We start from the raw sequence: 14,242 nt of genomic DNA on the forward strand, positions 1-14,242 counted from the left end.
CCTCAGAGGGCTGTGTAGGCGTCGCGCCAGGTCAGGCGCATGCGGGCGGTGTTGGTGCCGTCGAATCCGGTCCAGCGCATCTCGGACTGGCCCGGCGGCAGGCTGAACAGATCGATCCGGCTCGAGGGGGAAAGGAGTGCGGAGGCGTTGCCGCCGTTCTCGCGCACCACGGTCCGCCGGCCGGGCCTGGTGTCGATCTCCACCCACTGGCTCGAGTTCGCCAGGGACAGGGTGGGCAGGGCGAGTTGTCGGCCGGATTCGGCGTGGGTGATGGTGACGGTGGCGACCGGGCCGGTGATGCGGATGACGGGCCAGGCGTCCGTGGTGCCCTGGTTGGTGGCCCAGCCGGGCCGGTCCGCCGCGGTCGTGCCGGACTGCACAAAGATGGGTGCGGTGACGGGGGCGGCGAACCCTCCGCCGGTCAGCCAGCCGAGGGGGATTTCGGTCGTGGTCTCGGTGTCGGCGTACCAGGTCGGGTCGGTGGCCAGGAACTCGATGTCGAGCGGCATGTAGCCGTGTTTGGCGGTGTCCATCTCCGCGTCCAGGCGCCGCAGCCGGCCGTTGAGGCGTTTGACCGGCCGTCCGGGGCGCTTGTAGCGCAACGCCAGCGTCTCCCCGCCCACCAGCCGGACCGCGGTGTCGGCGGCGGCCTGCTGCAGCGAGGCGAGCAGGTCGTCGCATGCGAGCTGGTCGCCGGGGATTTTGATGGCGGCGTCGATCTGGACCTGCCGGGGGGCAAAATAGTCCGGGCCGGGCCACGCCCCATCCATGGACGGCTGATCACTGTCGTTGTCGCGTACCGGTGGCCGGCCCAGGCCGGTGATGTCGCGGATGTTGACCGGGGTGCCCCGGCCGATCGCGACGCCGAAAAAGTCGATCTGACCGTCGGTGATGGCGAGATCAGGCACGAGCGTTCACCCCTCCCCTGCGGGCGCGCCGTACCTGGCGGCCGACCTGTGCTCCGATGTCCGTGGCGGTGGCGCCGGTGCGCACGGCGGGGACGGTGACGTACGTGTCGCCGCCTTCCTTGACGACGACGATCTGGCGGCCGGTCTGCATGTCGGTGAGTCCGACGCCGAAGCGGCGGGCGATGTCCCTGAGGACGGGCATGGCCTGGCGGCGTTTGGTCGCCCCGAGGGGGATGTAGCCCTCTCCGCCGGTCTCCGGCTCGGCGAAGCGCACCAGGCCGGCCTGGGTGGAGTAGATGCCGGCGCGGATGCCGCCGTTGGCGTAGGAGAGGCCTTTGTTGGCGCGGGCGAGGTCGGCCAGGAACTTGGCGCCGCGCGAGCCGAGGGAGGATTTGATCTGCGCGGATGCCTTGGTGGCGACGGCAATGATGTCGTCTTCGCCCAGGCCTGTGGTGTCGGCGACGTCGTGCAGCCCGGTCTTGCTGCTCTTGACGGCGGCGATGATGGCGACCAGCTGCTGCACCTGCTCGCTGGTGAGGGCGGTGTTGGCTTTGCCCGCGGCCGTGTTGGCCGCCGCTGCTTGCTTGCTGTTGCCGACTGCCGAGGCGGCCAGTTCCATGGCAGCCGTATCGCCCTGCGCCGCCAGCTGCTTGGCGAGTTCCCCGTATCCGCGGCCGGCCAGCGTCGCCAGGTTCGCCGCGAACTTCGAGTCCATGGCGGTGGCCTTGGACAGCTGCCGCGTGTAGTCGGTCAGCGACGCCTTCGCGGTCGCGGCCAGCCCCCGCAGTGCGGCCGCCATCTGGTTGATGTACTTCGTCGACCCGGTGGCCATCTTCTTGGTCAGCTCGTAGCCGTCGGTGCCCATCGCGGCGAGCGCTTCGGCGACGTCCCCGCCGACCCGGTCGGCGACCTTGGCCAGGTCTCCGTTCCAGCGGCGGGTCATGTCCGAGGTTGACTTGAGCCGCTTCTCGAGGGCGCCCAAATCGAAGTAGTTGATCTCCTTGCCCTTGACCTTCTTCGTCTTGTGGGCGGCCGAGCCTGAGTCGGAGGGGCTGTAGAGGGAGCCGGTGGACGGGTCGTAGCGCCAGTCGGTGACGTTGCCCTCGGCGTGCCACTGGATGGCGGCCGGGTCTCCCCCGAGGCGCCGTACGGTCTCCTCCGCGATCGCGCGGGAGCGGGGCCGTTTCGACGGACTGAGAGGGATGTAGCTCTCCCCGCCGGTCTCGTCCTCGGCCCATACGCGCCAGGCGCCGCGCGGGGCGATCTGCGCAGTGTGGTTCTCGCGCACGCCCTGACCGTTCATCCCGCCGCCGGCATAGAACGAGAGGACGCTGCCGCGGGCCTGCGGGGCCTGCACCAGGTCGGGTATTGCGTTGGCGTCCATGTCCCACTTGACGCGCTTCAGGTAGGTGGTGGTGATGGTGATGCTGCGGTCGGACAGGGCGTCGCGTGCCGCCTGCACGGCGCCGATGTTGCTCAGTGCGCCGCCGGTGATGGCGGTCACCTTGAACTGCCCGTCGGGCATCATCTCGACCTTGAAGCCGAGGGCGTTGAGCATGGAGATGGCGTCGGAGGTCAGCGCGCTGACGGTGACGGACTTCGCCCCGGGCGTGGCTTTGATTTTCGCGATGACGGCGTCCAGGCCGGCGATGGCGTCCTCGCGGCGCATCTCGATCAGCGTCGAGTGATTCGTGGGAATGCCCAGGATTTTGTCGGCCAGTGCTGCGGCCTGTTGCGCGTTGAGGCCCATCGCGCCGGCGTTCTTGATCAGGGCATCGCGGCCCCGGTCATAGATGCCGCTGACGTACTCCCACGGCTTCCCGGACGCGCGTGCGGCGGCCGCGGCTTCGTCGGTCTTGACTCCCAGATCCTGCAGCGCGGTCGCGGCGGCCTGCGCCTTCGGGCTGTTCAGGTCCAGTTCCCCATTGACCATCTTCAGGGAGCCGGCGTTGTCTTTGGCCGCCTTGGCGGCCGTGTCGATGGCCGCCTCAAAACCGATCATGCCGCCCAGGGCGGCCCGGTTGACGTCGTTGAGCGCCTGCACCGCGGCGCGCAGGCCGTCCGCGGAGGCCCGCTGGGCGTCCAGCTTCTTCTTGGTGGCCATGGCCTGAGCGCCGAACAGGCCCATGCCCGCCGCGGCCAGCTTGGCCTCGGCCGCGGCTGCGGCGACGGCCGCCTGGTACTGCGGAAACAGGTCGCTGATCTCTTTGGTGGACATGCCGGACTTCCGCAGCGCCCCCTCGAGCAGCGCAAAGTCCTCCGCGGCCTGCTTACCGTGACCGCCGGCGACCAGGCCCGCCATGGCATCGTCGAGGGATTTGAAGTCGTCCCCGAGCGCCTTGAGGGAGTCGCCTCCCTCCTTCATGTCCTTCAGGTTCCCGGAGATCCAGTCCCCGACGTCGTCCAGCAGCGGCACCCGGCCCAGCCCGGTTGCGCCGCCCTTCTGCGTCTCCTGCGCCTCCTGCGTCTTCTTCGTCAGCATCTCGACTTTGTCGACGAAGCCTTCGATGTCGCCGAACGTCTTCTTCAGCTCACCGGTGAACTGGCCCGTCTGGGACAGCTCCTTCAGCGAGGTGGTGAGCCGGTCCACGTCCGGGGGTGCGCCGCGGGCCTTCTCCGCCAGCTTGCTGATGCCGACCGCGGCCACGGCCAGCACACCCAGGCCGAGGGCGGCCTTCGTCATCATCGACATGGAGGCGGCGGTGGCGCGCAGGGTGGTGCCGACGCCGGCGGCGCGCATCACCGCGAAGTAGGCGCCCAGCCGGGCCACCGCGGCCGACCCGGTGACCGCTTCCAGACCCGCGGCCCCCAGGGTGACGAGCTTCATCACCGTGTACAGCTGCAGGAAGACCGACAGCGCGCCGGTGGGCACCGCGTTGACGAGTTTCGCCAGCACGTTGACGACCTGGAGGACGCCGACGCCCATGTCGGACGCGGCGACCAGCACGTGCAGCATGGTGCGCGCGAGTTCGGACAGGGTGTCGCCGACCAGGGGCGCGTTGGCCTTGGCGTAGTCGAGGAACTCGTGGACGCCGGCGCCGATTTCGCCGGTGTTCATGGACTGGGTGAAGCGGACCATGCCGGTGGTGGCACGGGACATGGACTCGACAGCGAAGGCCGTGAACTTGTTGATGAACCGGTCGAAGCCGGGGGTCTGCATGCCGCCGGCGGCCACGTTCAGCAGCCGGTCGAGCTCTTTGGAGGTGCCGCGGACCAGGCCCGTGGTCCTCGGCAGCAGGGCGCTGAACAGCTGCATCGACTTGGTGACGACCGGCATGGTGTCGCCGGCCAGCGCGTTCGAGTAGTCCTTGTAGTCGTCCTTGAGGACGCTGAACGCGGCCGCTGCTTCGCGGGTGGCGGGCGGCATCTCCCGGATGATCCGCAGGTTTTCTTTCTCGGCCGCGGCTGCCTCCGGGGAGGCCTTGCCGTGCTCGCGCACCGCCTTGTCGTACTTCTCCTGCGCCTCGGACGCCTCGGACATGGCCACGATCTGACCGGCGACGGCCGCGGTGAAGACGCCCACCCCGACGCCGGCGGCGGCCATTCCGGCGGCGATCGGGACGACGGCGGCGGCCACCGGGATCAGGGCGGTGGCCAGGCCGACCGCGGCCATCATCATGTTGCGGGTGCCGCCGGAGGCATTGTTGGCGGACTGTCCGACCGTGCCGAGGTTGCCGTTCAGGCCGCCCAGGTTGCCGGTCACGCGGGTGACGGAGCCGTCCAGGTCGTCCAGGTCGCCGCGCAGGGTGCGGGTCCGCCCGGCCAGGGTGTTCAGGTCGCCGTCCGCGGTGCGGGCCGCCGTGCTGAGGGTGCGCAGGCCGGTGGCGGCGGCCAGGGCCCGGCCGGCCAGGTCATCGAGCGCCGCGGCGGTGGCGGCTGCCCGGCCACGCAGGGTGCGCAGGGCGCGGGAGGTGTCCTGGGCGGCGTTCTGCACCGCGTTGAGGGCGGCGGCGGCCGCGGCCGCGTCCGGAGTGAGGTGGCCCAGGGCTGTGCGGACCCGGTCGGCGTCCTGGTGCAGGTCCCGCATCGCCGCGGCGGCCGCCGTGATCTGGGCGGCATCCCCGTCGAACTGGACGTTCAGGCGGACCGGGCTGAGGCGTTGCAGGTCGGCCATCGCGGTGCGCACCCGTGCCATGCCGGGGCCGGTGTCGTCATCGAGGCGGGCCGTGATGCGCACATGGTCGGCGGTGGCCCGCAGTTGCGCGTCGGCTTCCGCGGCGGCCCGGGCGATGTCCCGCAGGTCCCGCGCCGCGTCGCGGGCCTGGGCCGCCAGGCGGATGAGGTTGCGTTTGGCCGTATCGGAGGACACCCCGAGCCGGGTGACCTGCCGGTCCGCGGCCTGCGCGGCCTGGCCCAGGCTGCTGACGTCCGTGCGGGCGGCGCGGGCGGCCGCACCCAGCGCGCGGGCCTCGCGGGCACTGGTGCGCAGCGTACGGGCCAGGTCGTTGCCCTGGCCGCGCATGTCCACGCTCAAAGTCCAGTTGGCCACTGGCCCGCCCTCCCTGTCAGTCGTCGTCGTGCGCGCGCTGTCGGCGCTGTTGCCGCTTCAGTTCGCGTTCTGCCTGCATCGCGGCCTGCACCGCGATCGGCACGAGCGCGATCTTTTTGCCGTGCGCGTCCGGTTCGTCCTTGATCTGGTCCTGCTTTTCGCCGATGACCTGGCAGCCCACGCAGCGCTGCACGGAGGCGACATAGGCGTCTTCCTCGTCGTCACCGCCGTGGTCCCAGTCCTCGTAGCGGGTGCCGCACTGCGGGCACACGGTGCGCTGCCAGGCGTGGAAGGCGAGCGCTTTTTCCCGGTCCCGGGGCGACCAGCGGCCGTCACTGATGCCGAGGAACTGCGAATGCGGGATGCCCCACCGGTCACACAGTTCGAGTTCGGTCCGCAGCCGCTCATCCGCGATCAGCCTTTTCCCACGTCCATGCGGGTTTCGCCCTGCACTCCCCACGCGGCGTTGAACAGGGCAGCTGCCTCGCCCTCCGCCCATGTGTCGAGGTAGTGGCGGGCGTCGTCCTCGGTGATGCCGTCCAGCGAGGAGGCGGCGATCAGTTCCGGGGCCATCGCCTCGATGTTGAACGCTGACCCGTCCTCGGCCTGCTCCTCCGTCGCCGGATACTTGCGCTTCAGCGCCTCGAACAGGGGCCGCTCCAGGGCCTGGAAGTGCAGCACGATGGCTGCCTCGTCGAAAGCGGCCTGGGCTGCGGCCAGTTCCGCCTGGGCTGCGGTCAGGGCGCTTTCTGCGTCGTCCTGTCCGTCTTCCCGGCGGGCCTTGGCATGCCGCATCTGGAAGTCGGCCGCCTCCCGGGCCTTCTTGGCCTGCTGGTCGTCGCAGATGGTCAGCGTCGCGGTGGGCCGGATCCGGCTGCGCAGCCGCTCCCGGGTCGCCGACCAGTGCGCATCGGCAGCGACCGCGGCGGCGGGCGGCTCCGGCTGGGCCGCGGCCGTCTTGCGGGCGGCCGTCTTGCGTGCGGTGGGTGTGCTCATGGTGGTGGTCCTCCGTCAGGGGAAGGGGACCTGGCCGGGCGCCGAGGCGCCCCTTCCCGAACACGTCGGGCCCGGCCAGGAGCTGATGGGGAGCGGCGGGTCAGCCGCCCGGCGTGGTGGTGGTGACCGTGACAGCCGGGGTGGTGCCGCCGGTCAGGCCGGAATCGTCAGCCGTCATCTGCGGGACGTCGACACCGTCGTAGGCGCCGCCGAACGTGACCGCGATGGGGGTGCCCGGGTGCGGGCCGCCCGCGCACACCACGTCGCCGGGAGCCAGGTTGGAGAGCGCCACCAGGGCGCTCTGCACCGCGGCGGCGGTCGCGTTGTAGGCGATGGCGGCGGTGGTCTGGCCGGAGAACGTCAGCGTGTAGTCGCCGCCGGCCGGCGTGCCGGTGACGGTGACGGTCTGGATCTCGTCCGTGCCTGCGGCCGGGACGGCAGCGTCCAGCGCCGGAGTGTCCGTGATGGAGAACTTGACCATCCACTTGGCGGCTTCGTTGTCCACGGTGATCGCGGCCGACTTGGAGGCGACCCGGACCGGGTAGACGTCCATCGAATTCGACGCGGGGACGTCGCCCTTGCGGAGAATGATGATGTAGCCGGTGGTGCCCTTGGCCAGCGCCTCTTCCAGGGTGCTGCTCGTGTCGTCCTCGTAGAACGTGAGGGAGCTGTCGGCGGCCTGGTCGGATCCGGGAATCTTGGAGTCGAACGTCGACTCGAGGTCCGGGGTTTCGATCTCTTGGTTCTCCAGCGCGAAACCGTCAACGGCCGCAATGGCCTTGGTCAGCTTCGTGGCGCCGGCGATTTCGGCGCGGGTGGCGATGTAGCTGCTGGCGGCGATGGTCGATACGAACAGGATCTTCGTAACGCCCTTGCGGGAAAAGCGCGGCATGGCGGGGGACCCCTCAATGCGTACGGCGGTGGCGGCCACCTGCGTGGTGGCGTCCGCGTGGGGTCCCGCCGCGGTGCGGTCCTTCTGCCTGACCGTGGGTCAGGCGGGCGTCAGGTCGAACCTGAAGCGCTGCACATAGCTGATGATGGCATCGGCGGGATCATTCATTGCCCCCGCCTCAATGTCGAGAGAGCGGGCCGTGTTCCTCGCACCGGTCACGCTCAGCGGATACAGCCACAGCCCGGTGCCCGGATCGCGGCCCAGGAACACCTGGCGGGCCTTGTCGCCCATCCACTCGGCCTGGTCCTGCGTTCCGTACGAGTCCGGCAGTTCGGTCGTCGGCCCGGACACGGACGTGACCTGGTAGATGAGGGACGCGTCGGCATTCTCGTCCTCGAGCGGCGGCCCGGACAGGGTCACGGGCATCGCGTAGAGCAGGTAGTAGGGCGGCTCCGCACCCGTCGGACGGCGGCCCCGGCCGACCGGCATGCCGCTGGCTGTGGCCAGCATGGCGGACAGGGCCATCGTCACCGGCAGTCGGTCAATCACTCCAGCACCTCCTCGACGGCGTCCCGCATGCTCTGGCGCAACATCAGCTCGATGGCCGGGATCGCGGGCCCGACGTGCGCGAAGGGCGGCTGGTCGTAGTAGCGGCCCAGCGAGTCGAAGCCGGTGAAGCCGAACTCCAGGCGCCGGGCCTGCGGCCGGTCGGTGCGGATGGAGCATTCGGCGCCGTACGGGATACCCCGCGTCACGGTCTGCCAGGACGCCCAGTAGTCACCGGTGATGATGTTGGGGCCGGGCCGTCCGGACGCGTTGGCGCGGATCATGGCGCGGCCCACTTCCCCGACGTGCCGGATGCGGCGCTCGACCGCAGGCCCCAGGTTTTCGGCGGCCCGCTCGAGCCGGTCGGCCAGTTCGTCCGGGTTCACGGCGTCACTCCCCGGCCCGCGGTGCCCGGTTTTGGTCCAGGGCGGTACGGCGGACCACTTCGACGGTGGCGGCCTGGCCGGGGTCGGCACAGATCCAGGTACGGCCGAGCAGCGCGGCGCGTGCCGGGTCGTGCACGGCGACCACGGACGCAATGGCGTTCTCCGGCGGCACCGGCGCCGGGAGCGGGGTGACCAGGACATAGCTGGAGCGGGTCTGCGGCGTCCAGGGCTGCGTGGCATCGGGCACGGCGGAGCGTTCCATCGTCGTACTGCCGGACATGACTGCGCCCGGGCCTTCGTACAGGACCTCCCCGGCCGGGTACTCCAGCTGACCCGTGGTGGCGTTCAGGACCGGGTCGCCGACGCCGGGGGCGGCGACGCGGACCGTGTCGATGAGAATGTTGTCGCCGATCCACCGGACGGCTCCGGCCAGTGCGCTGTCCAGGCCGGCCATCAGCTGTGTCCCCGGGCCAGGTCGGCGAGCTGACGCAGCATCGCCCGGGTCAGGTCGAAGCGCTCGGAGCCGAGATCGTCCCGATGCAGCGCGGCAGTCTCCAGGGCGCCGGCGTCGATGTGGTCGAGGAACGCGGCCATCGCCTCCCCCGGGTCGGCCTGCTGGCCCACCGCGACGTGCGCCAAGCCCTCGAAGACAACGCCGTCCTGGGGCACCAGGTGCAGCACGACGGCCGGCCGGTCGTAGGGGGTGGGCTGCTGGATGCTGTAGCCGCGGACGTGGCGGGTGATGTCGTCGCCCTCCAGCAGCACCTTCCCGCCGGCCGTGCCGCTGCTGATGCTGATGTGCCGGGGCTGCTCGCTCATGCTCGGCTCAGTCACGGGCTCAGTCCATCCATCCGGGGGCGGGACGGGACGGGTAGTGCGCCAGGGCCCGGGTGAGCGCGGGCCAGTAGGAGGGCAGCCCGTCCCAGGTGTTGGTCAGGGGCACGTAGGCGGTGGAGGTGCAGAAGACGGTGTGGATGCCGCGCTGGCGTGCCAGACGTACGCATTCGGCGGCGTCGTCGCCGGTGGTGACGCCGTGGACGAGGGCGGCGAACCTCTCGGGCGGGTAGTCCCGCATCCAGTCGGGCATGGCTGCGGACCGCCAGGCGGCCAGGTCGTTTTCGAAGACGACGACCTGGTCGGCGATGTCCGCATACCCGGGGTGCGGGACGACGCCCGGATTGATGACGACATGATTCATGCCGTGTTCCTGCTGGCGGATCACCGTCAGCGCGGTCGCCTCCAGGTGGGCTTCGTCTGAGGGGCACTCGTCGAGGAAGGCGGCGGTAAAGCCGCGCGCCTCCCAGGTGTCGGCGTCGGCGTTGTTGAAGAAGTCGTCCCGGGCCCCGTAGTCGAGCGGGATGTAGCCAAGGACGCGGATGCCGGCGTCGCGGACTTCACGCGCGGCGTCACCGAGGACAGCGTCTTCCGGGTCACCGGGACCCGAGTCCTGGTTGAGGATCACCCAGTGGACGGGGGCGCCCTCGATGGTGAGAGCGGCCCAGTCGGCTGCGGCGAGGGCGGGGTGGATGTACATGGGCACCCCGGCGCCCATGGTGGCAGGAAGGGTCATGCGAGGCTCCCAAAGGCGAAGTCGGGCCGGTCGATGATGTCGGGCCGGGGCAGAAACTCGCGGATGCAGTTCGCGTGCGCGGTGGGGTGGGCGAGGGCGTCCTGCACGGTGCGCAGGGTGCCGTCGGCCTTGTCCTCGTCGCTGTGACCGGCCCATCCGCAGTCGTGGCCGTCGCGGACCTCCATCCAGTGGCAGCCCAGTTCGTCCAGCGCGGTCCGCGCCGCGGCCGTGTTGGCGGTGGTGACGGCCTGCCAGGAGATCGCTGCCCTGGCCCACGCGTCGACCGGGTGCCGGGCGTCGTTCGCGTAGATCACGGTGCCCAACGGATGGTCCCGGAGCAGTGCCGCCCGGTCGAGGGTGGCGACCTCGAACCGGCCGAACCGCATCCGTACGGCATCCAGCGCGGCCCGCAGGAACGCGCGGGCACGCCGCAGCCCTTCCTGCAGGCGGCCCATCAGGTCGGCGAAGTACTGGGTGGACAGCGTGGTGAGGGCGCCCTGGTGGCGCTGCGTCCACGACCACATGCGGTGCGGCCGGTCCACGTGGTCGAGGGTCGTCAGCGCGCCTTCCCGGTAGATCAGAGGCAGGTCGGTGGCGGCCCACCGGTGCGCGAAGGTGGCGACAGCGCGGTCGAAGTCGGCGACGGACCGGTTGAACATGGCGGTCGCCGTGCGTACGGCGCGGGTGCCGCCGCGGCCGGGCCGGATCCGGGCCAGCGCGTCCAGCAGCCTGGTCTGCGCGGTGCTGAGGATCCGCCAGGCTGCGGTGAGGCGGCCGGTGGCGTCGCGGATGAACTCCAGCAGGCGGGATCGCAGGGTGCGGCCGCGGCGTACGGAGGTGGTCATCGCCGGGGCCGTTCCACGAGGCGGATCACGTCGAAGCCGTAGCCGTCGGGCAGGCCGTCGCCGTCCTCGTCCGGGTCGTCCGGTGCGGGCGGGACGCCGGCCTCGAGCTGGGCGATCTGCCGTTCCAGCGCTTTGATGATTTCGCCGAAGTTGATGGCGACGACGCCGGGCACGTTGATGGATGCGGGCTGTGCCAGCAGCGACGCGAGGCGTTCGCGTAGCACTTCGAGGGCGACCGGGCGGGCGGTGCCGAGCCGGGTCAGGCGCAGCTCAAGGTCGGCGGTGTCGGTCGTGGTGCCGAGTTGGGCCAGCAGCCAGGCGCGAACGGCGGCGTCCATGGGTGTCTCCCGGTGCAAGGGGGTGGGGTGGGAAGGGGGTGTGGCGGGTGCGGGCCCGCGTCTGGCGCCCCCACCAGTGGTGCGGGCCCGCACTCCGCCGTGTGGCCGCCGGTGCCCTCAGCGGCGGCCGTCCGGCCCCGAGCCGGTCAGTCGGCCGCCGGCTTGCGCGCGGCCTGCTTGCGGGCCGCGGTCTTGCGCGCGGCCGGCTTGGTCTCCTGCGAGTCGTCGCCCTGGGCGGGTTCCGGCTGGGGGAGGTGGTCGTCAGCGGTTGCGGAAGTGTCCGAGGCGTCGCCAGAGGCGCCGTCCGGGCCGCCTGCCGAAGGGCTTCCGCCCTCCGGACCCGGATCCGTCCTCGCCTTGGGCAGGCGCGGCAGCTTCCGGTCCACCCACGCGGCCGGGTTGGTCACCAGGGCCGCCAGGCGCGGCTCCGGCAGAGTTCCCGGATCCAGCTTCACCGGCTGCCGGGTGTCCGGATCCTTCATGTACACCGTGGCTGCGAGCTGGGCTCCCATGGCTCACCACACCGTCGCAGCGATGTGGATGTCCGGGGTGTACATGATGGGCATGGCCGCGGCGTTGCACTTGGTCCACACCTGTACCGGGTCGTCCTGGTAGCCGGAGGTGACGATGATGCCGGGCGCCTCCTCCCGCTCGATGGACGGGTTGCCGCCCGAGGAGAGGACGATCCCTTCGGCGGTGAGCCCGTACTGGGTCTCCGCCATCTGCCGCGCGTTCGGGGGCAGCAGGAAGAACATGTTCTCCGGCAGCGGCCGCTTGCTGGTGCCGTCGTCCAGGGGGACCTGAACGTCGTACACGGTGATCGGCGGCAGGCCGTACCGGCCACGCACGACGTTGACCTGGTCGGGTGCGAGGACCGAGGTGGGGATCGTGGACGCGGAGTTCACGCTGCCGTAGTAGGCGGCCCGGTAGGAGTCGTTGCCCATGGCGAGCGCCATCGTCTTGTACGAGGTCAGCGCACGGGTGGGCGTCGGCGCGCCGGAGTCCCGCAGGACCTTGATCCAGGCCATTTCGTCGGCGAGCATGTCGGCGGTCGGGTCGGTCCACGCGGTGAGTGCGGCTGGCGTGTTATCCGTCGGCACCTTGTGGTCGGCCTCAAGGGTGAGACCGTTCTCGCCGACCAGGGTGAACTTGCCGTCGACCAGCAGGTCACCGGCCGCCAGTTCCATGCGGTTCTGGATGGACAGGACGTGGGCTGCGACGTCGTCGTAGATGGAGCGGACGAGGTCGTCGCCGTCCATGCCGCGCTGCACGTTCTGGAGGATCGTCTCGAGTTCGCCGACGATGTACTTCTGACCGAGCGGGAGCAGCTTTCCCTCGGTCACAACGCTCGTGATCTCACGGGTTGCGACCTTGGTCTGGGCGTCCCACGCGCGGTAGGAAGCGGCGGCGACACGGCGGCGGGTCGACCTGGTCTGCCACTTCACCGAGTTCACTGTGCGTTCGGGGATGACCGACTGGGTGAGCTCGTAGTCGGCCGGGGTCTGGATCTCGCGGACGAAGGCGTTGATCTCCGTCGGGTTGATGTCCCGCAGGAGGACCTCAAGCATGTCGTTAGGCATGGGGGGTCCCCTCTCAGACCTTGTAGATGAACTGGCTGTTGGACCCGGCGGGCAGGTCGGTGGGGTCGAAAGCGACCGGGAGCTTGGCGACGTCGATCTGGCCGTGGACCATCAGCGGCGCGGCGACCTTCGTGGTGGTGGGGTAGTAGGACACCTCCGTGAACAGGAAGCCCGCGAAGACCTCGGTGCCGTCACTGGCGGTGGCCGCGCCACCGGCGGTGGTGGTGGCGATGGTGATGTCCGGGCTGGTGCCGCCGCTGAAGGATTCGGTCGTCGTCGGTGCGGCTACGTCCTCACCGAGCTGGGTGCCACCCCAGGTGAGCGTCCAGGGTCCGCCCGCGTTGCCGGTGACGACGACGTCGCCGGGGGCGATGTTCGACAGCGCCACCAGGGCGGCCTGCACGGTGGCGGCGGTCGCGTCGTGGGCGATGGCGGCGGTGGTCTGACCGGACCACGTGATGGTGAACGTGCCGCCCGCCGGGGCGCCGGTGACCGTGAGGGTCTGCACCTCGTTGGTGACCGCGGCGTACGGCTCGTACAGGCCGGTCGTCGCGTTCTTGCCCAGCGGGATACCCGACTTGAGCTTGCGCTCCGGCTGGTAGGCGCTCGCCCCGGTCCAGTGCAGGGTCTCGCTGAACGCGGCCAGGTCGAGGGTTACAGACTGGTTGGCTTCGATGCCGAGCATGCTCATCAGCCACGGACGGCCGACAGCAAGCGTCTCGGTGCTGGTGTACGGCTGGATGTCCACGCCGTAGCCCCTTTCGCGAGGATCGCGGAAATGTGAGGGCACCTGCGTGGTGCCGTCCACGGGGGTTCGGGCGTGGTCCCAAGATCGTGCCGGTCGTGCGGGTGGTGCGGTCTAGGTCAGGCTGCGTCGTCCTTGCGGCGCAGCCCCATCGCTTCGGCCCGGGCCCGGGCGGCCTCCTTGACGGCGTTCTTGCCGGCGGGTGCGGTGCGGGCGGGGGGTGCGCCGGCCGGTGCCCCGCTGGGCGCCGGGGGCAGCGGTGAGGGGGCTGCGGTGCCGCCGAACAGTTCGGCGCGCCGCGCCTTGAGCGCTTCGGCTGCCGTGGTGATGGCGGCGTCGTCGGCGTCGTCCGCGAGGCGCATCAGGGCGGTGGCGTCGTCGAGGTCGTCGCCGGTCGCGCCGAGGCGCACGAGGGCGGACCGCACGCGGGATTCGCGATCGCGTTTGGCCGCTTCGGCTTCCCGCTGCTCGGCTGCGGCGATCCGCTCGTCCGCTTCGCGTTCCCTCTTCGCCAGCTCCTCGGTACGGCGCTGCTCCTCGGACAGCTGTGCCTGCCGGGTCTGTTCGGCGTCCTTGAGCATGCCGCCGAACTTGACGACGTCGAAATTGTCCGGGTCGAAGGGGATCCCGGCGGCTTCCGCGAGCTCCCGCAGAAGTTTGTTGCGGCCCTTGGTGTTCTCCCGCGTCATGATCTTGGAGAAGCGGTCCTGGGTCATGGCCAGGCCGGTGTCGTGGTCAATCAGCGGATCCGGGTGAGCGGCCGGGGCGGGCGGGGGCTGCTGGCCTGCGCGCGCTGCCAGGTCGGCCGGGGTGGGCGCGGGGGCGGGCGCGGGGTTCGGGTCCCCGTTGTAGAAGACGGCCATGCCGGGCACACCCGCATACGGGCGGGCCCAGCCGGGGTGGGCCGGGGTGGGGCGGTACAGCGCGGGGCGGCGCATGGGGGCAAG

Annotated in this window: 16 protein-coding genes; all 16 read right to left on the reverse strand. The window is 70.8% G+C overall.

All coding sequences use genetic code 11. The annotated features are described in order from the left end of the window. Positions 1-2: 2 nt before the first annotated feature. Positions 3-908, reverse strand: a complete 906-nt coding sequence (locus tag AB0D12_RS31625) for a hypothetical protein (RefSeq protein WP_362690406.1) — start codon at positions 906-908, stop codon at positions 3-5. Beyond that, a complete protein-coding gene (locus AB0D12_RS31630; protein ID WP_362690409.1) occupies positions 901-5,397 on the reverse strand; it encodes a hypothetical protein in 4,497 nt (1,498 codons plus the stop codon). The genes AB0D12_RS31625 and AB0D12_RS31630 overlap by 8 nt, the downstream gene beginning before the upstream one ends. Positions 5,398-5,413: 16 nt before the next feature. Continuing rightward, positions 5,414-5,857 (reverse strand): hypothetical protein, encoded by a 444-nt coding sequence (locus tag AB0D12_RS31635; RefSeq protein ID WP_362690412.1) that lies wholly within the window; start codon positions 5,855-5,857, stop codon positions 5,414-5,416. Next, positions 5,812-6,393, reverse strand: coding sequence for a hypothetical protein (locus tag AB0D12_RS31640; protein WP_362690415.1), 582 nt, complete (start codon positions 6,391-6,393; stop codon positions 5,812-5,814). Before AB0D12_RS31640 ends, AB0D12_RS31635 begins: the two co-directional genes overlap by 46 nt. 100 nt (positions 6,394-6,493) lie before the next feature. Then, entirely contained in the window at positions 6,494-7,285 is a 792-nt protein-coding gene (locus tag AB0D12_RS31645) for a hypothetical protein (protein ID WP_362690418.1), read from the reverse strand. Between the two features lie 99 nt (positions 7,286-7,384). Next, positions 7,385-7,834: a hypothetical protein gene (locus AB0D12_RS31650; RefSeq protein ID WP_362690421.1), complete on the reverse strand. Its 450-nt coding sequence runs from the start codon at positions 7,832-7,834 to the stop codon at positions 7,385-7,387. Beyond that, complete coding sequence (locus AB0D12_RS31655) at positions 7,831-8,217, reverse strand: HK97 gp10 family phage protein (RefSeq protein WP_362690424.1); 387 nt, start codon at positions 8,215-8,217, stop codon at positions 7,831-7,833. Before AB0D12_RS31655 ends, AB0D12_RS31650 begins: the two co-directional genes overlap by 4 nt. 4 nt (positions 8,218-8,221) lie before the next feature. Next, on the reverse strand, positions 8,222-8,671 hold the full coding sequence (locus tag AB0D12_RS31660; protein WP_362690427.1) for a DUF6093 family protein: 450 nt from the start codon (positions 8,669-8,671) through the stop codon (positions 8,222-8,224). Then, the gene (locus AB0D12_RS31665; protein WP_362690430.1) at positions 8,671-9,051 is read right to left on the reverse strand and encodes a hypothetical protein; all 381 of its coding nucleotides are present in this window, start codon (positions 9,049-9,051) and stop codon (positions 8,671-8,673) included. The genes AB0D12_RS31660 and AB0D12_RS31665 overlap by 1 nt, the downstream gene beginning before the upstream one ends. Before the next feature lie 4 nt (positions 9,052-9,055). Further along, the gene (locus AB0D12_RS31670; protein WP_362690433.1) at positions 9,056-9,787 is read right to left on the reverse strand and encodes a spherulation-specific family 4 protein; all 732 of its coding nucleotides are present in this window, start codon (positions 9,785-9,787) and stop codon (positions 9,056-9,058) included. Further along, positions 9,784-10,632: a hypothetical protein gene (locus AB0D12_RS31675; protein ID WP_362690436.1), complete on the reverse strand. Its 849-nt coding sequence runs from the start codon at positions 10,630-10,632 to the stop codon at positions 9,784-9,786. Before AB0D12_RS31675 ends, AB0D12_RS31670 begins: the two co-directional genes overlap by 4 nt. Next, the gene (locus AB0D12_RS31680) at positions 10,629-10,970 is read right to left on the reverse strand and encodes a hypothetical protein (RefSeq protein WP_362690439.1); all 342 of its coding nucleotides are present in this window, start codon (positions 10,968-10,970) and stop codon (positions 10,629-10,631) included. Before AB0D12_RS31680 ends, AB0D12_RS31675 begins: the two co-directional genes overlap by 4 nt. 146 nt (positions 10,971-11,116) lie before the next feature. After that, entirely contained in the window at positions 11,117-11,482 is a 366-nt protein-coding gene (locus AB0D12_RS31685) for a hypothetical protein (protein WP_362690442.1), read from the reverse strand. 3 nt (positions 11,483-11,485) lie between these two features. Beyond that, on the reverse strand, positions 11,486-12,550 hold the full coding sequence (locus AB0D12_RS31690) for a major capsid protein (RefSeq protein WP_362690445.1): 1,065 nt from the start codon (positions 12,548-12,550) through the stop codon (positions 11,486-11,488). A gap of 13 nt (positions 12,551-12,563) precedes the next feature. Beyond that, entirely contained in the window at positions 12,564-13,298 is a 735-nt protein-coding gene (locus AB0D12_RS31695) for a hypothetical protein (RefSeq protein ID WP_362690448.1), read from the reverse strand. A 116-nt stretch (positions 13,299-13,414) separates the two neighbouring features. Further along, on the reverse strand, positions 13,415-14,233 hold the full coding sequence (locus tag AB0D12_RS31700) for a hypothetical protein (protein WP_362690451.1): 819 nt from the start codon (positions 14,231-14,233) through the stop codon (positions 13,415-13,417). Positions 14,234-14,242 lie beyond the last annotated feature (9 nt).

This window comes from Streptomyces sp. NPDC048479 (assembly GCF_040651435.1).
Taxonomy (GTDB): Bacteria; Actinomycetota; Actinomycetes; order Streptomycetales; family Streptomycetaceae; genus Streptomyces.

Excerpts from the sequence above, each read along its gene's own strand:
- AB0D12_RS31640 (WP_362690415.1), bottom strand. The coding sequence starts at position 6,393 with ATGAGCACACCCACCGCACGCAAGACGGCCGCCCGCAAGACGGCCGCG.
- AB0D12_RS31645 (WP_362690418.1), bottom strand. The coding sequence starts at position 7,285 with ATGCCGCGCTTTTCCCGCAAGGGCGTTACGAAGATCCTGTTCGTATCG.
- AB0D12_RS31660 (WP_362690427.1), bottom strand. The coding sequence starts at position 8,671 with ATGGCCGGCCTGGACAGCGCACTGGCCGGAGCCGTCCGGTGGATCGGC.
- AB0D12_RS31670 (WP_362690433.1), bottom strand. The coding sequence starts at position 9,787 with ATGACCCTTCCTGCCACCATGGGCGCCGGGGTGCCCATGTACATCCAC.
- AB0D12_RS31675 (WP_362690436.1), bottom strand. The coding sequence starts at position 10,632 with ATGACCACCTCCGTACGCCGCGGCCGCACCCTGCGATCCCGCCTGCTG.
- AB0D12_RS31680 (WP_362690439.1), bottom strand. The coding sequence starts at position 10,970 with ATGGACGCCGCCGTTCGCGCCTGGCTGCTGGCCCAACTCGGCACCACG.
- AB0D12_RS31685 (WP_362690442.1), bottom strand. The coding sequence starts at position 11,482 with ATGGGAGCCCAGCTCGCAGCCACGGTGTACATGAAGGATCCGGACACC.
- AB0D12_RS31690 (WP_362690445.1), bottom strand. The coding sequence starts at position 12,550 with ATGCCTAACGACATGCTTGAGGTCCTCCTGCGGGACATCAACCCGACG.
- AB0D12_RS31700 (WP_362690451.1), bottom strand. The coding sequence starts at position 14,233 with ATGCGCCGCCCCGCGCTGTACCGCCCCACCCCGGCCCACCCCGGCTGG.